The organism is Jatrophihabitans sp., from assembly GCF_036388195.1.
Classification (GTDB): Bacteria; Actinomycetota; Actinomycetes; order Mycobacteriales; family Jatrophihabitantaceae; genus Jatrophihabitans_A.
Map to the genome: position 1 here is coordinate 1 of NZ_DASVSG010000040.1, position 19722 is coordinate 19722.

Consider the following 19722-nt stretch of genomic DNA (forward strand, 5'->3'; position numbering starts at 1 on the left):
GAGACCGGCCGGGAGATCACCGGCAAGAACGGCCGGTTCGGCCCGTACGTGACCGACGGCGAGCGGACGGCGTCGCTGTTCAAGACGATGTCGCTGGACACCCTGAGCCTGGAGGATGCCGTCCGGCTGCTGACCCTGCCCCGGGTGGTCGGGATCGATCCCACGGCTGAGGATCCCAAGGCCGCCGAGATCACCGCCCAGAACGGCCGGTACGGGCCCTACATCAAGCGCGGCTCCGACTCCCGGTCGCTGGACTCGGAGGAGCAGCTGTTCACCGTCACCCTGGACGAGGCGTTGGCGATCTTCGCCCAGCCGAAGCTCCGGGGCCGGCAGGCCGCTGCCGCGCCGCCGCTGAAGGAGCTCGGCGTCGACCCGGTCTCGCAGAAGCCGATGGTGGTCAAGGACGGCCGGTTCGGCCCGTACGTCACCGACGGCGAGACCAACGCCTCGCTGCGGCGGGACGACTCGGTGGAGGCGCTGACCGACGAGCGGGCCTCGGAGCTGCTGGCCGACCGGCGGGCCCGTGGGCCGGCGAAGAAGGTCGCCAAGCGGGCGGCGAAGAAGGCGCCGGCCAAGAAGGCGGCTGCGAAGAAGGTCGCTGCCAAGAAGGCGCCGGCCAAGAAGGTCGCCGCGAAGAAGGCCTAGCCGGGTCGGCGGCCGAGCCGTCGGGCACACTGAAGCCGTGGCCTCCTCCCGATATCACGAGATGACGTTCTCCGGCACGGTCGGGCGCGGCCAAGCCGCGTTCGACTCGGCGTCGGCGGCAGTGCTGAGCCTGCGGATGCACCGCAAGGCCGGCGTGCGGATGACCATGCCGAACGACACGGTCGGTGTCGGTGACGTGGTCCGGATCGCGTTCGGTGTCGGGCCGGTGGCGCTGCACGGCTCCTGCGACGTGGTCTGGGTGGTGGACGAGCCGCGCCGGCGGGGCTTCCGGTACCGGACCAGGCCCGATCATCCCGAGGACGGCGAGGAGAGCTTCGTGGTGGACTGGGCAGCCGATGATGACGTGGTGGTGACGATCGAGTCGCGGGCCCGGCCCAACATGCTGATCATGCGGCTGGCAGGTCCGGTCGGGCGACTCGGCGCGGCGCTGGTCAACCGGCGCTACCTGTGGGCCGTCCGCAAGATCGTGGCGAGTGAAACCGGCGGGTTGCGACCCACCGGCCAGGCGGAATCGGCATGACGTCCCAACCGGAGCCGCTGTTGCGGGCCGTGGATGCCGTGGTCGTGCGGGTGCCCTCGCTCGAGGACGGGCTGGCCTTCTACCACGACGCGCTGGGGCACGAGCTGCTCTGGCGCACCGAGACGATGGTGGCCCTGGGGTTCGGGGATTCGGAGACCGAGCTGGTGCTGGCGCTCGACACCGGCCCCGAGACCGATCTGCTGGTGGACTCCGTCGAGGACGCGGTCGCGCGGATCACCCAGGCCGGCGGAACCCTGGTCGCCGGCCCGGACGACATCGCGGTCGGCAAGGTCGCCGTGGTGACCGACCCGTTCGGCAACCGGCTCACCCTGGTGGACCTGACGAACGGCCGCCTACGACCAGGCGGCTGACCGGGGCGCTCAGGCCTGCTGGAACTCGATCCGGTTGCCGAACGGGTCGAAGGTGTGGAACCGCCGCACTCCCGGAATCTCGCCGTCCGCGCGCACGCAGTCGTATCCCGCGCTTGCCAGCGAGTCGGCCAGGGCGTCCAGCTCGGCCACCAGGAACGCCGGGTGAGCCTTGCGGGCCGGCGCGAACGGCTCCTCGACGCCCAGGTGCAGCACGGCTGAACCGGAGCTGAACCAGCACCCGCCGCGCACGGCCAGCGCTGCCGGCTTGACGACTTCGGCCATGCCCAGCAGCGACCCGTAGAACTCCCTGGCTGCGTTCTCGCCGCCAGCCGGGATGGCCACCTGCACGTGGTCCAGTGCCAGGATCACGTCGCCTCCAAATCGGATACAGCCGGCTTGTGCGCGACCACGAACGTCCGCAGGAACGGAAACACCGTGCCGAACGGCTGTTCCGGGTAGGCCTGGCGCAGCAGCGCGGCGTATTCGTCCACGAACGAGGAAGCCTCGTCGGCGGCCAGCGCCTGCAGCACCGGCCGCAGCCCGGTGCCCCGGACCCACTCCAGCACCGGGTCGGGACCGGAGAGCACGTGCAGGTACGACGTCTGCCAGGCATTGACCCGCAAACCCGCCTCGACCAGCAGCGGGAGGTACTCGGCCGGTTCGGCCACCGCGTCGGAGTGCCGAAGCACGCCGGCCAACCGGCCCCGCCAGCGCGCCGACTCTGCCAGCTCGCGCATCAGCCGGTGCGACGGCGAGCCGAAGTTGGCCGGCACCTGGAAGGCCAGCCAGCCCCCGGCTGCCAGCTGACCGGCCCACCGAACCAGCAACTCCTGGTGCCCGGGCACCCACTGCAGCAGGGCGTTGCTGATCAGCACGTCCGCCCCGGTGGCATCGAAGTCCGCGGCATCGGCCAGCGCGAAGCTCAGTCGGTCACCGCCGGTGGCGCGCTCGATCATCTCGGCCGAGGCGTCCAGCCCCCGCACCGTGGCGGCCGGCCAGCGCGAGGCCAGGGTCGCGGTGAGCTCACCGGAGCCACAGCCCAGATCCACCACCACGCCGGGCTCCGACGCCCCGATCTGGCCGGTCAGGTCGAAGAACGGCCGGCTGCGCTCGTCGCTGAACCTCGCATACTGCGCCGGATCCCATCGCAACAACGTCCGCCTCCTCGAAATAATTAACTCGACATCAAGAGAATATCGCTTGATGTCAAGAGACCGCGATTAGACTCAGGACATGCCCGATGAAGTGGACGCGATCGCCGCCGCCTGGCTCGCCGAGCGTCCGGACCTGGATGTGGAGCCGCTGCACATCCTGAGCCGGATCGGCCGGCTGGCACAGCTGCTGGACGAGCGGCGCGCCCAGGCCTTCGCCGAACACGGCCTGGCCAGCCACGAGTTCGACGTGCTGGCCGCGCTCCGCCGGTCCGGCCGTCCCTACGAGCGCACCCCCGGCCAGCTGATCGAGGCCACCCACGTCACGTCGGGAACCATGACGAACCGGCTGGACCGGCTTGCCGAGCGCAGGCTGATCATCCGGAAGGCACATCCCGAGGACGGCCGGCAGCTGCTGATCCGGCTGACCGCGCTCGGCAAGCGCCGAGTGGACGCGGCCATGGAGGAGCTGCTGGCCTCCGAACAGGCCTTGCTCGGCGGGCTGTCCCCGACACAACGCAGATCGCTGGCTGGTGGCCTGCGCCGGCTGCTGCACACGCTGGCCGATCGCTGAGCGCACCAGCCGAGCACCCTGCCCGGGGCCGTTAGGCTGAGTTCGGCCAAGCACGAGTGACGATCAGGAGTGAGCCATCTCAGCCGAACCAGCTGCTGCGGGGAACGCCGACGCCAGCGCGATGGTGCCGGGCTCGGACGCGGGCGCGATCCGCGGGGTGCTGAGGAACACCGCCTTTCGCCGGCTCTGGTACTGCACCGGGCTCTCCAGCCTCGGCGACTGGCTGGGCCTGCTGGCCACTACGGCGCTGGCCACCCAGCTGGCCACCGGCTACCAGGCGCAGAACTACGCCCTCGGCGGCGTGCTGGTCGTGCGGCTGCTGCCCTCGGTCATCCTGGGGCCGCTGGCCGGCGCCTTCGCCGACCGGTTCGACCGCCGTCACACGATGGTGGTGACCGATCTGCTGCGGTTCCTGCTGTTCCTGGCGATCCCGATCTTCTCCACCCTTCCGGTGCTCTTCGTCGCGACCTTCCTGATCGAGTGCATCGGGCTGTTCTGGAACCCGGCCAAGGACGCCTCGGTGCCCAACCTGGTTCGCCGTGACCAGCTGGAGGCCGCCAACCAGCTCAGCCTGATCACCACCTACGGGCTCACCCCGGTGCTGGCGGCAGGTTTGTTCAGCATGCTGGCGCTGATCTCCACGGCGTTCGCCGGCCGGTTCAGCTTCTTCGGCACCCACCAGGTGGACCTCGCGCTGTACTTCAACGCCGCCACCTTCGCGGTCGGCGCGTTGACGGTGCTGTTCCTCAAGGAGATCTCCGGGTTCCGGGGCGCGGGCCGGCGCGAGAGCCAGCCCAGCCTGTGGGCGATGCTCGCCGAGGGCGCCCAGTTCGTCCGGACCACCGGCTTGCTGCGCGGGCTGATCCTGGGCATCCTCGGTGCCTTCGCGGCCGGCGGGGCGGTGGTGGGCGCCGGCAAGACCTACGTCCGCAGCCTCGGTGGCGGCGACGCGGCCTACGGGGTGCTGTTCGGGACGGTCTTCGTGGGGCTGGGCCTGGGCATGGCGCTCGGCCCGCGGGTGGCCCGGGAGGTGTCCCGGCGCAGGCTGTTCGGGCTGGCCATCGTGCTGGCCGGCAGCTGCCTGGCGCTGATGGCCGTGATGCCCCATGTCGTGCCGGCGATGATCACCGTCCTCGGCGTCGGGTTCGGCGCCGGTGTCGGCTACCTGGCCGGCATCACGCTGCTGGGCTCGGAGATCGAGGACGAGATGCGGGGGCGGATCTTCGCCTTCATCCAGTCCATGGTGCGGGTGGTGATGATCCTGGCCCTCGCGGCGGTGCCGGTGCTGGTCGGCACCATCGGCCAGCGGCGGCTGCCCGGAACGGTGGAGACCGTCGACGGCACCCGGATCGTGCTGCTCGGAGCCGGCCTGCTGGCCGTGGCCGCCGGGGTGCTGGCCTACCGGATGATGGACGAGCGCAACGGCGTGCCGGTGCTCGCCGATCTGGTCACGGCGCTGCGCCGGGACTCCTCGGGCCGGCGGCGGCTGCAGTCCGGCGGGGTGCTGATCGCCTTCGAGGGCGGTGAGGGAGCGGGCAAGTCCAGCCAGGCCGCGCTGCTGGCCGAGGCGATCCGGACGACCGGGCGGACCGTGGTGCTGACCCACGAACCTGGCGCCACCTCCTTGGGCCAGCAGGTCCGCCGGTTGCTGCTGGACTCCGCCGAGTCGATCGCGCCACGCGCCGAGGCGCTGCTGTTCGCCGCCGACCGCGCCCAGCACGTCGCGGCGGTGATCCGGCCCGCGCTGGACCGCGGCGAGGTGGTGATCACCGACCGTTTCGTCGATTCCTCGCTGGCCTACCAGGGCGCCGGCCGGCGGCTGGCCATGGAGGAGGTCAAGCGGCTGTCGCGATGGGCCACCGAGGAGCTGGTCGCCGACCTGACGGTGCTGCTCGACGTCCCGGCCGAGATCGGGCTGGCCAGGGTCCAGCGGCAGGCCGCCGGGTGGGACCGGCTGGAGCGGGAGGCGGTGGACTTCCACGACCGGGTGCGGGCCGGCTTCCGGTCCTTGGCAGAATCGGACCCGAACCGCTACCTGGTGCTCGATGCCAGCCGCCCGATGCAGGACCTGGCGGCCGTGATCAGCGCCCGGGTGCTGGCGATGCTGTCCGGCGGCGCTGCGGAGGATGCTGGCCGGCACGCCGGGGATGCGGCCGAGGACGGCGGGCCGGCGCTACGACAGCGCGGGTCCCATGATGTGTCGGAGGCTCCGAAGTGACCGTGTTCGAGGCGCTGATCGGCCAGGTCAGCGCGGTGACGGAGCTGACCCGGGCAGCTCGGGCCGCTGCCGACGTGGTCGCCGGCCGTCCGGTGCAGGCAGGTGCGGTCACCCACGCGTGGCTGTTCACCGGACCGGCCGGCTCCGGACGCTCGGTGGCCGCCCGGGCGCTGGCCGCCGCGTTGCAATGCGACCGTGCCGAGCAGTTGATGGCCACCGGGCCGAGTGCGGCGCCCGGCTGCGGCGACTGCCCGGCCTGCCATTCGGTCAAGGCCGGCGCGCATCCCGACGTCCGCTCGGTGGTGCCGGAGGGCCTCTCGATCGGCGTCGGCGAGATGCGCGCGGTGGTCGCGATGTCGGCCCGCCGGCCGTCGATGGGCCGCTGGCAGCTGGTGATCATCGAAGACGCCGACCGGCTCACCGAGGGTGCCGCGAATGCGCTGCTGAAGGCGATCGAGGAGCCGCCCGAGCGCACCATCTTCCTGCTCTGCGCGCCCTCGACCCACCCCGACGACGTGATCGTCACGATCCGGTCCAGGTGCCGGGTGGTGGGTCTGCGGATCCCGCCGGCCGACGCGATCGCCGAGGTGCTGATAGCCGACGGGATCGATGCGGTCACCGCCGGCTGGGCAGCCCAGGCGTCGCAGGGCCATGTCGGCCGGGCTCGCCGGCTCGCCCGCGACGGCGACGCGCGGAAGCGGCGCGCGGAGGTGCTCGCGATCCCGGCCCAGCTGACGTCGCTGAACGCCTGCTTCGAGGCTGCCGATCACCTGGTGCAGGCAGCCGAGGCGGAGGCCCGGGCGCTGACGCTCGACCTCGACGTGTCCGAGACCGACGAGCTCAGGCTCGCGCTGGGCGCCGGTGGCACCGGCAAGGGCGCGGCGGCAGCCGTGCGCGGCAGCGCCGGGGCGTTGAAGGACCTGGAGAAAAGGCAGAAGTCACGGGCAACCCGGTTGCAGCGGGACGCGCTGGATCGTGCGCTGGTGGACCTTGCCAGCTTCTACCGGGACGTGCTGCTGGCCCAAGCCGGCTCGCCGGTGCTGGCAGCGCACCCGGAGGTCGCCTCCGACGTGTCACTGGTCGCCCGGTCGCTGGACCAGGCCGGAGCGCTGGTCCGGCTGGAACACGTGCTGGCCTGCCGGGAGGCGATCGAGCTGAACGTCAAGCCCAAGATCGCCGTCGAGGCGCTGACGGCGGCGCTTCGACTGCCCTGACCCAGGCGTCCTGATCCGTAGGGCGGCTGGCCCGATGGCCTTGGACATCCGGGTCATTGCGGGCGGCATTCGTCTGACACAACCGATATTTGTATGCAGGGATTACGCTTTGCGGCATGGGGCTGATCTGTGCGGTGACTTTCACCGATCGCGGACGGCTGTATTACGCCGATCCAGGCGAGCTGAAACCGGCGGTCGGGGACTACGTGCTGTACCCGACCACCGAGGGCCCCGAGGTCGCGCAGGTGATGTGGGCGCCACAGTGGAGCCCGCAGGACATCGCCGGCCTGCCGCGGCTGGAGGGCCTGGCCGGCCCCGAGCACATCACCGCGCTGGCGTCCGGGCGCAAGAAGCGGGCCGAGGCGCGGGTCGCGGCCAAGCGGCTGATCCGCGAACACGGCCTGCCGATGAAGATCGTCGGAATCGATCACATGCTGGCCGACAACCGCACGGTGATCTACTTCTCCGCCCCGCACCGCGTCGATTTCCGGTCGCTGGTGCGTGACCTCGGCGCCACCTTGAAGGGCCGGGTCGAGTTGCGTCAGCTCTCCTCGCGCGACGAGGCCCGGGTGATCGGCGGCATCGGCGGGTGCGGGCGGGATCTGTGCTGCTCGACGTTCCTGGTCGACTTCGAGCCGGTGTCGGTCCGGATGGCCAAGGACCAGGACCTGCCGCTGAACCCCCTGCGGATCTCCGGTGCGTGCGGGCGGTTGATGTGCTGCCTGAAGTTCGAGCACCCGCTGTACCAGGACTTCGCCGACCAGGCGCCGGCGATCGGCTCGTGCGTCTCCACCCCGGACGGCGAGGCGACCGTGGTCGGCCATTCGGTGCCGACCGAGTCGGTGGTGCTGCGGATGAACGCCGACGGCCGCCGGACCACCTGCGCGATGGCCTCGGTGTGCTCCTCGCGCAAGGCCCACGACCAGTTCTACGGCGACGGCACGGTCGGGTCGGCGCAGGCCGACCCCTCGGGCAGCATTGCACCGGGCGACCCGCTTTCCGGCAGCCCGCTGGGCGCCAGCCCCCTGGGCAGCAGTCCGCTCTCCGGCAGCCCGCTCTCGAGCAGCAGCCCATTCCCCGGTGGTTCGCTGCCTGGCATCTCCACCGAGCACCCAGCTCCCTAGCAAGCGAAGCGAAACATCGTCGGACTTGCTGATGGAGTGACCGCGTGCAGCAGTCCGAGCGCCCCGCTGGTCAACGCCAGGCCTAGTCCGAAGACCCCCCGCCTTGCGCCTGATGCCGGCCGACGCTTGTGGCGCTGCTGTGGCATTGCTTGGAACGGCTCGGCGCTGCTGAGGGTTTACCGGCGCCCGGCCCTCACCGGTCAAGGATGAAGACAACCGCGACACCCAGCATCGCCACTGCCACCAGCTCGAACAAGGTCGCGGCGATCAGGATTCGTGCTTTGATCGCGTTCATCCGGCGGGCGGCGGCCAGTGCCTGCAGGCGGACTCCGGAAACGGCTGCCTGCGCCTGCGCCGGCGGTTGGCTCCACCAGCTGGCCAGCATCGCAGCGGTGATGTCGGTCTGCCCGTAGGGCAGCGGGACGCTGATCAGGATCGCGATCAGCGAGGCGACGGCGAAGAGGACGATCGCGGCGATCAACCATCCATGCGAGGCGCCCGGCAGGGTGAAGGTATCGGCGCCGGTGACCACCGCGACAAGGCCGAACAGCAGGGTGACCAGCGTGCCGGATGTGCTGATGACGGCGCCGCCCTTGTCCTCCAGCGCGGTACGCCTGGTGGCTTCCGCCTCGAGCAGCAGCTTGACGAATTCGGTGTAGACGTCCGGGGCGGTGTCGGCCATGGTCAGCGGTTCTCGCCGTCGGGATCAGCGGGTTCAGTGTCCGGCCGCTGAGGCACGTCCAGCGGGAGCACGCTGTTGAGGCCCTTCCTCGGATTGAACGGGATCTGCGTGAACCAGTCGTCGTCGGCGGCCGGGGCTTCCGGGGCCGTGTTCGACCGAGTCACTTCATCTGCCGCTTCAGTCATCTCTCTCCCATATGCGTTGCGGCACATAGTGCACCTGCGGCCAGCGGCAGGCAAGGTCGCCGCACCGTCCCGGCCTGGTTGGACGTGGTTCCCTCGACGGTGACCGCGGGAAGCCAGCCGGCCCCGGAGACCGGCCCACACCCGGGCGCCCCCACGGTGCTCGTAGGGCGTTTGGCCTGGCGCGGTAAGGGTATGTGCGATCAAGTCACACAGCGTTGCCAGCAAAGCTTGCTGGAGTCTGTGAGGCTCCTTGACGATTTCCGTGGATCGGCAGCTCCACAGTGAACACAGTGTTCCCGGGACGGCTCTCCACCATGATCCGGCCGTGGTGGGCGGCCACCACTGCCGCCACGATGGCCAGCCCGAGCCCGGTGCTGCCGGCGGTTCGCGAGCGCGACTGCTCGCCGCGGGAGAATCGCTCGAAGACGTCGGGCATCAGCTCGGCGGAGATCCCGGGCCCGTCGTCGCAGACGGTGAGCACCGCGCAATGTGCCTGGCGCCGCAGGGATATCCGGACGGTGGTGCCTGGCGGGGTATGGGTACGGGCATTGGCCAGCAGGTTGATGAAAACCTGGTGCAGCCGAGGGGCGTCACCCATGACGACCACCGGCTCGTCGGGGACGTCGAGCTGCCAGCGGTGCCCCGGCCCGGCGGCGTGGGCGTCACTCGTCGCATCCACCGCCAGCCGGGTCAGGTCGACCTCGGCCGATTCCAGCGGCCGGCCCGCATCCAAGCGGGCCAGCAGCAGCAGGTCTTCGACCAGCGCGGTCATCCGGCTGGCTTCGGACTCCACCCGGCTCATGGCGTGCGCGATGTCAGGCGGCGCGACCTCCCGGCTGCGCCGGGTCAGCTCGGCGTACCCCCGGATCGAGGCCAGCGGGGTACGCAGCTCGTGGCTGGCGTCGGCGACGAACTGCCGTACCCGGGTCTCGCTGCGGTGCCTGGCGGTCAGCGCCTCGCTGATGTTCTCCAGCATCCGGTTCAGGGCGACGCCGACCTGGCCCACCTCGGTGTGCGGATTCGGGTTCGGGACCCGCTCGGCCAGCGCGACCTCACCCTCGTCCAGCGGCAGCTCGGCGACCCGGCTGGCGGTTGCGGTGACCCGCTGCAGCGGTCGCAGCGCCAGCCGGAGGATCACCGCGCCCGCGATGCCGGCGATCACCAGGCCGAGCACCGCCAGCGCGGTAATGGCCATGGTCAGGTTGGCCAGGGTGCTCGACACGTCCTTGAGGGAGAAGCCGGACACCAGCACGTCGCCGTCAGACATGGTCCGGGCGATGATCCGGTACTCGCCGAGGCCGGGAAGCTCCACCGAGCGCGGCCGCCCGTCGGCCGGCAACGTCAGCAGCCGCTGCTGCACGGCCACGCTCACCGGCGGCTGGGCGGTGCTGCCGTCCTGCAGCGCCGAGTTGATCACCGCGCCATCGTCGATCTCCGCGCCGATGCTGCCGATCGGATCGCCCGGTGGCAGCCGGAAGCGGCCCGGGCCGCCTTGTGACGAGTCCGGATCGAAGCGCTGATGGCCGGCATCGCTCATCGACCTGCCGCCGGAGGCCGCCAGCTGTTTGTCGAGTTGGGAGGTCAGCGACCGGCTCAGCGCCACCTCGGTGAAGAACCCGATGCCGGCGCACAGCAGGATCAGCAGCCCGAGGAAGCTGGCGATCAGCCGGGTCCGCAGCGTCCAGTTCCGCAGCGGCGGCACCGGCCACCCGCCACACCTGCTCGCGGCCACCTCAGCCCGCGGCGCGCAGCACGTAGCCGACGCCGCGCAGGGTGTGGATCATCGGCTCCCGGCCGGCGTCGATCTTCTTGCGTAGGTAGGAGATGTAGATCTCCACCACGTTGGCCTGGCCGCCGAAGTCGTAGTTCCACACCCGGTCCAGGATTTGCGCCTTGGACAGCACCCGGCGCGGATTGCGCATCAGGTACCGCAGCAACTCGAACTCGGTGGCGGTCAGCGCGATCTCCTCGCCGGCCCGGCTGACCTCGTGGCTCTCCTCGTCCAGGCTGAGGTCGCCGACGGTCAGCACCGAGCCACCGTGCGCCGTCGCGACCGAGGTGCGCCGCATCAGGCCACGCACCCGGGCGACCACCTCCTCCAGGCTGAACGGCTTGGTGACGTAGTCGTCGCCGCCGGCGGTGAGGCCCGCGATCCGGTCCTCCACGGCGTCCTTGGCGGTCAGGAACAGCACCGGCAGGTGGGGGGAATCGTCGCGCAGCCGGCGCAGCACCTCCAAGCCGTTGAGGTCCGGCAGCATGACGTCGAGCACCACCGCGTCCGGCTTGAACTCCCGCGCGGCCCGGATCGCGGCCAGGCCGTCGTGGGCGGCGCGGATCTCCCAGCCCTCGTAGCGCAGCGCCATGGTGAGCAGGTCGGCCAGGTTCGGCTCGTCGTCGACCACCAGCACCCGGACCGGGGTGCCGTCGGTGCGCAGCAGGGAGGATGGGCGGGAGGCGCTGGTAGCAGTCACCTGAGGAGCATGCGGCCGTGGGCTAGCCGCCGGCTGTGCGAAGTCTGTGGGCATCCTGAGGGTCATCCGGCGTGGTCGGCCGTGGTCGTGCCGAGTGGCTCCGCACAGTGCCTGAGTCGAGCCGCGCTGCCCGGACCCGTTAGACTTCTCCCGTCGCGGTTCGCCGTGCGCCGCCTTAGCTCAGTCGGCAGAGCGTCTCACTCGTAATGAGAAGGTCTAGGGTTCGATTCCCTAAGGCGGCTCCCCATTCGCGGACCCGACACTCCCTTGACCGGCAGTGTTATGCCCTGGTTAGCTAGCTGTATCCCACCCAGCTCACCTTTCGGAGCTCCCATGACCTTTTCCACTCCCAGCAGCCGGCGTCCGTTCCGGCTGCTGGTTGCTGCCGCCAGCGCGATCGCGGCCACCCTTTTCACCGTCTCGGCCGCTGCGGCGGCGCCCGCTCCCGCCGGGGCGCCGGCTGCCACCACCAGCTCCAGCCGGGTCGTTCCGCAGTTGCAGGCGGTCGGCCTCGCGTCGACGATCGCGCTGAGCAACTGCTCGGGCAGCCTGGTCCGCTACCCGTCGTCCCTGGACACCGACCGGGCGATGCTGCTGACCAACGGACACTGCTACGAGGGCGGCTTCCTCGCGGCGGGCCAGGTGCTGGTCAACCGGACCAGCTCCCGCACCGGCAAGCTGCTCAACGGCAGCGGCACGGCCGTGGCCACGGTGAAGGCCGACCAGCTGCTCTACGCCACCATGACCGGCACCGACGTCGCGCTGTACCGGCTGACCCGTACCTTCGCCCAGATCAGGAGCACCACCGGCCTGAACGCTCTGACCATCTCCTCGACCCACCCGGTGGACGGGCACGCGATCTCGATCCCGTCCAGCTACTGGAAGCGGACCTACTCCTGCGCCATCAACGGTTTCGTCAGCACGCTGCGCGAGGGCGACTGGACCTGGCGCGACTCGATCCGCTACCGGTACCCGGACTCCGGTTGCCAGACGATCGGCGGCACGTCCGGCTCGCCGATCATCGACAACGCCAGCCTGCAGATCGTCGGCGTGAACAACACCCTGAACGAGCAGGGCCAAGCCTGCACCCTGGACAACCCGTGCGAGGTCAACGCCGACGGCAGCGTCACCTACACCAAGGGGCAGAACTACGGCCAGGAGACGTACTGGTTCACCACCTGCCTGACCTCGACCAACGCGATCGACCTGAACAAGACCGGCTGCCTGCTCACCAAGTAGATACCTAGAACGGCGGGCTCCTCGATGATCGCCGGAGCCCGCCGTTCTCATGTCGGCAGCGCGGGTGCTCGATACTGGCTGCCGTGGACTTCCTCCTCGAGCGGATGACCCGCCAGGGCCTCGCCCGGCAGGGCACGGGGCAGCCAGCTGAGGTGGCGGCGTCGGCGTTCGGGCTGCAGGCGCAGGATGCCGCCGCGGCCCGCCTCGGCGTCCGCGCCCGGTCCAGCGGGGTGGACGAGGCGGGCGTCGTCCAGGCGTGCGAGGTCCAGCGCAGCGTGGTGCGGACCTGGCTGATGCGGGCCACCGTCCACCTGGTGGCAGCCGAGGACCTCCGGTGGATGGCCGCCCTGTTCGGGCCGATGATCGAACGTCGTTTCGCCAACGTCCGGTGGCGGGAGCTGGGAATCGACGAAGGGGTCATCGAGGCCGCCACCCCGCTTGCCCACGAGGTGCTAACCGGTCGTCAGCTGACCCGCCGGGAGTTCGCCGCCGAGCTTGCCGATCGCGGCATCCGGCTGGCCGAGGACCCCTCTGCGCCGACCCACCTGCTGATGGCCTTGAGCTGCCGGGGCGTGACCTGCCGCGCAGGCGATCAGGGTCGCGATTCGACGTTCGCCCTCCTCGACGAGTGGGTGCCGAGCGGCCCGGCGCCCGCCGATCCGATGGCCGAGCTCGCGCGGCGGTACTTCCGCGCGTTCGGGCCGGCCACCGCCGCGGACTTCACCGCCTGGTCCGGCTTGCCGTCCGGCGCGGCGATCAGCGCCATCCGGGACGAGCTGACCGAGGTCGGGCTCCACGGCCGCCGGGGCTGGACGCTCGGGACGGTGGAACCGGCGCCGGGCGTGCGCCTGCTGCCGATGTTCGACAACTACCTGATCGGCTACCGCGACCGCACCGGGATGCTCGACCCCGCCGTACACGGCCGGATCTATGTCGGAGGAGTCGTCAAGGCCACCGTGCTCTGTGACGGCCGGGTGCTCGGCATCTGGCGGCTGCAGCGGTCCGGCCGGTCGGTGACCGTCCGGGTTGCGCCGTTCGAGCGGTTTACCCGCCGCCATCTCGATGAGCTCGAGCGGGAACGCGCCGATCTGGAAAGGTTCTTCGGCCGTCCAGTCGGCCTCACCGTCGACGGCTGACACCAAGCGACCCGGCGGCGCGCATACTGGAAGCAGTAGAGGTGGAGGTCCGCGATGTTCTTCTTGGCAGGCTCGCTCGCTGTGGGCGTGGGGATCTACCTGATGCACCGGGTGGCCAAGCGGGTCGATGACGTCGAGGCCGACTCCGCCTACCTCTACGAGAACGCGCAGGGTCCCGGGTACGGCTCTAAGTTCCTGAACATCCTGATTGGCCGCGACCGCGACTAGCTGTTCCTCCTGACGAGCTGAGAACGCTAGCTCGACATCGCGCGCGGACGCCAGCCGGCCGGCGGGTCCTCGCCGACGAGCCCGTCCACGGCCTCGCGCAGCAGGTCCGCCTGGCCGGTGTGCCGGCCGTACTCCTCGACCAGGTCGAACACGATGCGCCGCAGGCTGGCGTGGCGGCCATCGGGCCAGGCCAGGTGGGCCGGCTGGTCCAACCCGCCGTCGGCCAGCGCCGCGTCGAGCTTCGCCCGGGACCGTGCGACGGCACCGTCCCAGAGCGCGTAGAGCTGCTCGGGGGTGTCCTCCGCGGCGGAGTTGAAATCCCAGTCCGGGTCGGCGTCCCAGTCCGCGCTGTTCCAGGGCGGTCCTAGCGGCGCGCCGCTGAGCTTGGCGCCGAAGCACTGCTCCTCGACCCGCGCCAGGTGCTTGAGCAGGCCACCGAGGGTCAGCGGGGACGCGCCGAGCCGGGTCTGCAGCCCTGCCGGGTCGAGGTCGTCGGCCTTCCAGCGGAAGGTCGTGCGCAAGCGATCCAGGGCCCCGGCCAGGTGCTCGGCCTCGGTGCCGGCCAGCGGTGGCTCCCAGGGACAGTCGTCGTCAGTCATGTCCCCACCGTATCCCCAGCGGGGGGTGTGACGGTTGCGCGACGGGTGAGCCACGGCAGACGGACCAGTCTCGATGACGTCGATGACGTATGCCTAGGAGGTTGTCATGCCCGAGCAGTGCAATCACGAGAACGGGTGCAGTTGCCATGTCGCCGGTGCACCGATGCCGCCGATGCCACAGGGCTTCGCACCCCCGCCGCCCTACCAGGCGGCGGGCTCGCAGATGCCGATGCCGCCGATGCCCCGGATGCAGATGCCCTCGTGGGCCGCTGCCGCCGTGAATCGGCCGTCCATGCGGCGGGGGTGGCGGATCGGCATCGCCACGGTCGTGGTGGCCGAGCTCATCGCGGCTGCGGTGTTCATCACCGTCCAGCTCACCGACGACGATGGGGACTCGACCACCGCCCGCACGGTCGGCAGCGTCGCGGGCGCCGCTGACAGTGGCGCCGGAGCAGCGAGCGTGGTCGCCGGAGCCGCCGCAGGCGGCGCCGACTCCGCCGGGCTCGTCGCCAGCCCCGGCGCGGGCAACCTGCGCAAGGGCGCGGTCTTCCTGCAGTCCAACGACCAGACCGTCAACTCGGTGGTCGCCTTCGCCCGCAATGCCAACGGCAAGCTGGTCGAGGTCGGCCGGTACCGGACCGGCGGCAAGGGCACCGGCAGCTTCGAGGACAGCTCCAACGGCATCGTCCTGGGCAGCGCAGAGGGTGAGTCATCACCGAACCACAACATCAACGACAACAACCTGCTGTTCGTCACCAATGCCGGCAGCGGCACCATCACGGTCTTCGGAGTGCAGCCCGAAGGCCTGGAGCGGATCGGCGAGACGCCCAGTGGCGGCAACCGGCCGGTCAGCCTGACGGTCAACAACGGCCTGCTCTACGTGCTGAACAGCGGTGAGGTCGATCGCCGGCTGATCCTCGGTCCGACCACCGCCCTGGACAACTGCACCCACGACAACCTGCCCTCGATCACCGGCTTCCGGGTCACTCCGGACGGCACCCTGCAGGCCATCCCGGGCTCGACCCGGCTGCTGAGCGGAGTGCAGCGTTCCGGCTGTGCCCAGCTCTCCTTCACGCCGGACGGACGGCACCTCGTCGTCACCGAGCGGCTCTCGGGACGAGCCGGTGACCCCACAACGGAGCAGGGCGCGATCGACATCTTCGACGTGCAGTACGACGGCACCCTCGGCAACCGCCAGATCAACTACCCCGCCGGCAAGGGCCCGTTCGGCTTCACCTTCACCAAGGACGGCAAGCTCGTCACCACCGAGCAGAACGGTGCCTTGGGCAACCCGGGCGGTGGCCTTGCCTCGACCTACACGATCAACACCGACGGAACCATCAAGGCGATCAGCAAGGCGGTGCCCAACCGCCAGACCGACACCTGCTGGATCGCGCTGTCCCACAGCAAGAACATCGCGTACGTGTCCAGCCCGTGGTCTGACGGCCGGATCTCCTCCTACACGGTGTCCCCGACCGGCTCGCTGACCCTGCAGCACGAGGTAGCCAGCGCCGCCGACGGCAAGGACGCCCTGAAGGACAACATCGCCACCGGCGCGACCGACCTGGCCCTGAGCAGCGACGACCACTTCCTCTACCAGCTCAACTCCTTCGAGGGCGTGCTGGTCGTCTTCAAGGCCCAGCCGAACGGTCTGCTCACCTTCGTCGAGCGGCACCAGGTCTTCGCCCTCGAGCCCTTCGGCGCCGGTGGCGAGGCAGCGCCGTTCGGGCTGGCCGTGTACTGACCCGGCTCCACAACCCCCGACTGAAGCGAGGAATCATGCGATACGGAATTGTGGGGACGGGCTCGTACCTTCCATCCACCGTCGTCAGTAACGAAGCCATCGCCGAACGCACCGGCATCAAGGCAAGCTGGATCGCCGAGCGGACCGGGATCCACCAGCGGCGATTCGCCCAGCCGGACCAGGCCACCAGCGACCTGGCCGGGCTGGCAGCCCAGCAGGCCCTCGCGGCAGCAGAGCTGCCGGCCGAGCTGCTCGACTTCGTGATCCTGGGAACGTCCACCCCGGACTTCCCGCAACCGGCGACAGCCGTGATCGTCCAGGCCGCAATCGGAGCGGACCACGCGGCGGCGTTCGACGTCAACTCGGTGTGCAGCAGCTTCGTGTACGCCCTGGACGTCGCCCGTGGCCTGCTCGCAGCCGATGAGAAGGCGCGCTACGCGCTGGTCATCGGGGCCGATATCTACTCGCGTCAGCTCGATTTCGGTGACCACCGGTCGGCGGTGCTGTTCGGGGACGGCGCCGGCGCCGTGGTGCTGGGCCCGGTCGACGGCGAGCACGGCATGCTCGCCTCGCGGCTGGTGTCCGACGGCAGGCTGCAGGATCTGGTCAAGGTGGCCGGCGGGGGCAGCCGTAACCCGCACACGCCGTCCTCGCTGATGACCGGAGCCGGTTACTTCACGATGCAGGGACGCGCGGTGCGCGAGTACGTCGAGACCACGGTCCCTGACCTGCTCGAGGGCCTGCTCAAGGAGTCCGACCTCACCTTGGACGACATCGACATGGTGGTGCCGCACCAGGCCAATGCCATCCTGTTGCGCAACACCTTCGCCCGGGCCGGGTTGCCGTTGGAGAAGCTGCATCTGAGCTGTGGCCACTACGGCAACACGGCTGCGGCCTCCATCCCGATCACCCTGGACAGCGTGGTGCGCGGGCAGGGCATCGACCGGGGCTCGCTGGTGATGCTGCTCGGGATCGGCGGCGGTATGAGCGCCGGCGCATCCCTGCACCGCTGGGTCGGAACCTCGGCCGGATTGGCAGCGGCGTGATGACCAGCAACCTGCTGTATCCACTCGTCGAGCACGACTACCCGGTCGCGGTCCGGGCCCAGGGCAGCTATCTCTGGGACAGCACCGGAAAGTCCTACCTGGACGGTTGCTCCGGCGCGATCGTGATGAACGTCGGTCACGGCGTTCCGGAGATCACTGCGGCCATCCGCGCCCAGCTGGACAACATCACCTATGTGACCAGGCTCCAGTTCACCAACCCGTGGGCCGAGCAGCTGGCCACCGAGCTGGTGGCGCTGGCGCCGGGTGAGCTGGACCATGCCTTCTTCACCAACAGCGGTTCCGAGGCGATCGAAGCAGCGGTCCGGCTGGCAGTGCAGTACTGGCAGGAGGTCGGGCAGCCGCAACGGACGGTTCTGGTATCGCGCAACGGCAGCTACCACGGAGCGACACTGGCCGCCATCGGCCTGTCCGGGCATCCGGCCCGGCGCCGGCCGGTGCAGGCGCTGTTGCCGGACTGGCCACAGGCCAGCGCGGCCAACTGCTACGCCTGCCCGTTCGGCAAGACCCGATCCGGCTGCGCGCTGGACTGTGCGAGCTCCATCGAGGAGACCATCCTGCAGGCCGGGCCCGACCGGGTCGCCGCGGTGGTCATCGAGCCGGTGGTCGGCGCGTCCGGGGGCGCGGTGCCGTCCCCGGCCGGCTATCTGGCCGAGGTGCAGCGGATCTGCCGCAAGTACAACGTGCTGCTGATCGCCGACGAGGTGATCACCGGCCTCGGCCGTACCGGACACTGGTTCGGCTGCGACGAGGAAGGCATCGAGCCGGACCTGCTGGTGCTGGGCAAGGGAGTCAGCGGCGGGTACGCCCCGCTCGGCGCGGTGCTGCTGACCAGCCGGCTGCATGCGGCGATCCGCAATGGCAGCGGGCAGTTCAGCCTCGGCCATACCTATGCGGCCAACCCGCTGTCGGCCGCGACCGGGCTGGCTGTGCTGCGCTACGTGCGGGAGAACAACCTGCCCGAGCGGGCGCGCACCCTGGGGCCGGTGCTGGCCCAGGGCCTGCGCGAGGTGCTGGACAGCCGCGGGATCGTGGCGGACGTCCGGGGCCGCGGCCTGCTGCTGGCGGTCGACTTCTCCCGGCCCGGCCACCTCTCGGGCTACACCGCCAAGGCGGTCGTGGCCGCAGCGCTGGAAACGGGTCTGATGCTCTACCCCGCGGGCGTCACCGACGTACCGCAGGTCGTCGTCGTGGCTCCGCCACTGACGGTCACGGCCGCCGAACTGGAGCACCTGCTCACCTTGTTCGCGAACACCCTCGATTCGGTGGCCGACCGTGCCGGTCAGACCGCCCGTCCCAAGGAAGGAGCCGTCCGATGAAACTCGGATGGACACTGTCCCAGCGAGCACTCGCCGACCACTACGAACAACTGGCCCGCAAGCACATCGAGCCCCGCTCGGAGTGGCACTACAGCCGCGAGCAGCTCGACGTCACGGCCTGGCGGGCGCTCGCCGACGACGGCCTGTGGCGGATCCCGGTGCCCAAGAGCCTCGGTGGCGACGGCCTGACCTGGTGGGACTTCTGCGCCGCGCTGGAGGGAATCACCCGTGGCGGCAAGGACCTCGGGTTCTGCCTCTCCCTGATCGCGCACGCCGGCTTCGTCCGCTCGCTGGTGAACTTCGGCGGCGAATACCACCATCAGGTGGCGTTGCCGCGGATGATGAGCGGCTCCATCGGATCCACCGCGCTGACCGAGATCAGCGGCGGCTCGGACGTGGCCAAGGCGGCCACCACCGCGCATCCGACCGCCACCGGGTACAAGTTGATCGGCACCAAGGTGCACATCACCAACGCCCCGGTCGCCGACATGTTCTGGGTGCTCGGCCGGATCGACAAGCTGCCGGTCAAGCGGGACATCTCGGTGTTCGTCGTGCCGCGCGCCGATCAGGGCATGCAGACCGGCCAGACCGAGCACATGTTCGGAAACCGCACCAGCCCGACCGGCCCGATCTGCTTCTCCGGCCTGCCCATGGGCGCCGACCAGGTGCTCGGGACTCCCGGCGACGGCCTGCGGCTGACGTACGCCACCATCGCCTTGGACCGGCTGCTCTACGGTGTGGTCGGGGCGGCGTACCTGGAGAGCCTGCTCGCCGATGCGATGGACTTCATCCACCACCGCACGGCGTTCGGTCAGCCGATCGCTGATTACCAGTACGTGCAACGGCGGATCACCAACATCAAGCTGGCGATCGAGACCACCCGCTGGGTGTCCTACGCAGCGCTCGGAGCCCTGCTGGAGGACCAGCCCGAAGCGGGCCTGATGTCCTCGACCTCGAAGCTGGTCGGCTCGGAGAGCCTGGCCGCCGCGGCCCTGGACGTCATGCAGATCTTCGGTCACGCCGGGTACGAGGTCAGCCGGCATTCCCGCAACGTCCAGGACACCCTCGGCACCCTGATCGCCGGCGGAACGTCCGACATCCAGCGCAAGAACATCTTCACCCAGATGGTGAAGCTCCACCAGGCCGAAAGCGCGCCGACCACAGTGCCGACCACGCTGCCGACCGTTCTCACCGCCGTCCGCCGTGCGGCCTGACCA

20 protein-coding genes, 1 tRNA gene and 1 pseudogene are annotated in these 19722 nt (G+C 70.3%); 15 read left to right on the forward strand and 7 right to left on the reverse strand.

The genetic code is table 11. The features are described 5' to 3' along the window. The 3 genes from VF612_RS03350 to VF612_RS03360 all read left to right on the forward strand — a co-directional run. The coding region (locus VF612_RS03350) for a topoisomerase C-terminal repeat-containing protein (protein WP_408658431.1) at positions 1–645 on the forward strand (645 nt) is incomplete at its 5' end. Next, positions 599–1186: a DUF1990 family protein gene (locus VF612_RS03355; RefSeq protein ID WP_408658472.1), complete on the forward strand. Its 588-nt coding sequence runs from the start codon at positions 599–601 to the stop codon at positions 1184–1186. The genes VF612_RS03350 and VF612_RS03355, both read left to right, overlap by 47 nt. After that, the gene (locus VF612_RS03360; RefSeq protein ID WP_408658432.1) at positions 1183–1557 is read left to right on the forward strand and encodes a VOC family protein; all 375 of its coding nucleotides are present in this window, start codon (positions 1183–1185) and stop codon (positions 1555–1557) included. The genes VF612_RS03355 and VF612_RS03360 overlap by 4 nt, the downstream gene beginning before the upstream one ends. Before the next feature lie 9 nt (positions 1558–1566). On the opposite strand, the gene VF612_RS03365 is transcribed toward VF612_RS03360, so the two are convergent. Further along, positions 1567–1926, reverse strand: a complete 360-nt coding sequence (locus tag VF612_RS03365; RefSeq protein WP_408658433.1) for a VOC family protein — start codon at positions 1924–1926, stop codon at positions 1567–1569. Continuing rightward, positions 1923–2711: a trans-aconitate 2-methyltransferase gene (locus VF612_RS03370; RefSeq protein WP_408658434.1), complete on the reverse strand. Its 789-nt coding sequence runs from the start codon at positions 2709–2711 to the stop codon at positions 1923–1925. Before VF612_RS03370 ends, VF612_RS03365 begins: the two co-directional genes overlap by 4 nt. A 79-nt stretch (positions 2712–2790) precedes the next feature. Between VF612_RS03370 and VF612_RS03375 the strand changes: the two genes are divergently transcribed. From VF612_RS03375 to VF612_RS03390, 4 genes and pseudogenes are all read left to right on the forward strand, one after another. Next, positions 2791–3282: a MarR family winged helix-turn-helix transcriptional regulator gene (locus VF612_RS03375; protein WP_408658435.1), complete on the forward strand. Its 492-nt coding sequence runs from the start codon at positions 2791–2793 to the stop codon at positions 3280–3282. A gap of 121 nt (positions 3283–3403) precedes the next feature. Further along, the gene (gene tmk / locus VF612_RS03380; RefSeq protein ID WP_408658436.1) at positions 3404–5500 is read left to right on the forward strand and encodes a dTMP kinase; all 2097 of its coding nucleotides are present in this window, start codon (positions 3404–3406) and stop codon (positions 5498–5500) included. Continuing rightward, on the forward strand, positions 5497–6714 hold the full coding sequence (locus tag VF612_RS03385) for a DNA polymerase III subunit delta' (RefSeq protein ID WP_408658437.1): 1218 nt from the start codon (positions 5497–5499) through the stop codon (positions 6712–6714). The genes tmk and VF612_RS03385 overlap by 4 nt, the downstream gene beginning before the upstream one ends. Before the next feature lie 116 nt (positions 6715–6830). Further along, a pseudogene (locus VF612_RS03390) lies at positions 6831–7646 on the forward strand (PSP1 domain-containing protein); the annotation flags it as partial. Positions 7647–8031: 385 nt separating this feature from the next. Here the strand turns inward: VF612_RS03390 and VF612_RS03395 are convergent. From VF612_RS03395 to VF612_RS03410, 4 genes are all read right to left on the reverse strand, one after another. Beyond that, positions 8032–8520 (reverse strand): hypothetical protein, encoded by a 489-nt coding sequence (locus tag VF612_RS03395; protein ID WP_408658438.1) that lies wholly within the window; start codon positions 8518–8520, stop codon positions 8032–8034. A gap of 2 nt (positions 8521–8522) precedes the next feature. Beyond that, positions 8523–8705, reverse strand: coding sequence for a hypothetical protein (locus VF612_RS03400; protein WP_408658439.1), 183 nt, complete (start codon positions 8703–8705; stop codon positions 8523–8525). 205 nt (positions 8706–8910) lie between these two features. Then, positions 8911–10407, reverse strand: a complete 1497-nt coding sequence (locus VF612_RS03405; RefSeq protein ID WP_408658440.1) for a sensor histidine kinase — start codon at positions 10405–10407, stop codon at positions 8911–8913. Between the two features lie 31 nt (positions 10408–10438). Then, positions 10439–11176: a response regulator transcription factor gene (locus tag VF612_RS03410; RefSeq protein WP_408658441.1), complete on the reverse strand. Its 738-nt coding sequence runs from the start codon at positions 11174–11176 to the stop codon at positions 10439–10441. A gap of 169 nt (positions 11177–11345) precedes the next feature. Here VF612_RS03410 and VF612_RS03415 point away from each other — a divergent pair. The 4 genes from VF612_RS03415 (at position 11346) to VF612_RS03430 (ending at position 13779) form a co-directional block, all read left to right on the forward strand. Continuing rightward, positions 11346–11418: transfer RNA gene (locus tag VF612_RS03415), tRNA-Thr, on the forward strand. Positions 11419–11509: 91 nt separating this feature from the next. Then, complete coding sequence (locus tag VF612_RS03420) at positions 11510–12415, forward strand: S1 family peptidase (RefSeq protein WP_408658442.1); 906 nt, start codon at positions 11510–11512, stop codon at positions 12413–12415. An 83-nt stretch (positions 12416–12498) separates the two neighbouring features. Beyond that, a complete protein-coding gene (locus tag VF612_RS03425) occupies positions 12499–13551 on the forward strand; it encodes a winged helix DNA-binding domain-containing protein (RefSeq protein ID WP_408658443.1) in 1053 nt (350 codons plus the stop codon). 54 nt (positions 13552–13605) lie between these two features. Next, positions 13606–13779, forward strand: a complete 174-nt coding sequence (locus tag VF612_RS03430) for a hypothetical protein (protein ID WP_408658444.1) — start codon at positions 13606–13608, stop codon at positions 13777–13779. A gap of 26 nt (positions 13780–13805) precedes the next feature. On the opposite strand, the gene VF612_RS03435 is transcribed toward VF612_RS03430, so the two are convergent. Continuing rightward, a complete protein-coding gene (locus VF612_RS03435; protein WP_408658445.1) occupies positions 13806–14378 on the reverse strand; it encodes a DUF664 domain-containing protein in 573 nt (190 codons plus the stop codon). A gap of 163 nt (positions 14379–14541) precedes the next feature. Here VF612_RS03435 and VF612_RS03440 point away from each other — a divergent pair, with 163 nt between their 5' ends. From VF612_RS03440 to VF612_RS03455, 4 genes are read left to right on the forward strand one after another with little or no spacing between them, the layout of a single operon-like run. After that, complete coding sequence (locus VF612_RS03440) at positions 14542–16122, forward strand: lactonase family protein (protein ID WP_408658446.1); 1581 nt, start codon at positions 14542–14544, stop codon at positions 16120–16122. 35 nt (positions 16123–16157) lie between these two features. Continuing rightward, positions 16158–17168, forward strand: a complete 1011-nt coding sequence (locus VF612_RS03445; protein ID WP_408658447.1) for a 3-oxoacyl-ACP synthase III family protein — start codon at positions 16158–16160, stop codon at positions 17166–17168. Further along, a complete protein-coding gene (locus VF612_RS03450; protein ID WP_408658448.1) occupies positions 17168–18505 on the forward strand; it encodes an aspartate aminotransferase family protein in 1338 nt (445 codons plus the stop codon). Before VF612_RS03445 ends, VF612_RS03450 begins: the two co-directional genes overlap by 1 nt. Further along, positions 18502–19719 (forward strand): acyl-CoA dehydrogenase family protein, encoded by a 1218-nt coding sequence (locus tag VF612_RS03455; RefSeq protein ID WP_408658449.1) that lies wholly within the window; start codon positions 18502–18504, stop codon positions 19717–19719. Before VF612_RS03450 ends, VF612_RS03455 begins: the two co-directional genes overlap by 4 nt. Positions 19720–19722: the final 3 nt, after the last annotated feature.

Bases quoted from the DNA above. Each gene is read 5' to 3' on its own strand.
- VF612_RS03360 (WP_408658432.1), top strand. From the start codon at position 1,183: ATGACGTCCCAACCGGAGCCGCTGTTGCGGGCCGTGGATGCCGTGGTC.
- VF612_RS03375 (WP_408658435.1), top strand. From the start codon at position 2,791: ATGCCCGATGAAGTGGACGCGATCGCCGCCGCCTGGCTCGCCGAGCGT.
- tmk (WP_408658436.1), top strand. From the start codon at position 3,404: ATGGTGCCGGGCTCGGACGCGGGCGCGATCCGCGGGGTGCTGAGGAAC.
- VF612_RS03395 (WP_408658438.1), bottom strand. From the start codon at position 8,520: ATGGCCGACACCGCCCCGGACGTCTACACCGAATTCGTCAAGCTGCTG.
- VF612_RS03400 (WP_408658439.1), bottom strand. From the start codon at position 8,705: ATGACTGAAGCGGCAGATGAAGTGACTCGGTCGAACACGGCCCCGGAA.
- VF612_RS03420 (WP_408658442.1), top strand. From the start codon at position 11,510: ATGACCTTTTCCACTCCCAGCAGCCGGCGTCCGTTCCGGCTGCTGGTT.
- VF612_RS03430 (WP_408658444.1), top strand. From the start codon at position 13,606: ATGTTCTTCTTGGCAGGCTCGCTCGCTGTGGGCGTGGGGATCTACCTG.
- VF612_RS03435 (WP_408658445.1), bottom strand. From the start codon at position 14,378: ATGACTGACGACGACTGTCCCTGGGAGCCACCGCTGGCCGGCACCGAG.
- VF612_RS03440 (WP_408658446.1), top strand. From the start codon at position 14,542: ATGCCGCCGATGCCACAGGGCTTCGCACCCCCGCCGCCCTACCAGGCG.
- VF612_RS03445 (WP_408658447.1), top strand. From the start codon at position 16,158: ATGCGATACGGAATTGTGGGGACGGGCTCGTACCTTCCATCCACCGTC.
- VF612_RS03450 (WP_408658448.1), top strand. From the start codon at position 17,168: ATGACCAGCAACCTGCTGTATCCACTCGTCGAGCACGACTACCCGGTC.
- VF612_RS03455 (WP_408658449.1), top strand. From the start codon at position 18,502: ATGAAACTCGGATGGACACTGTCCCAGCGAGCACTCGCCGACCACTAC.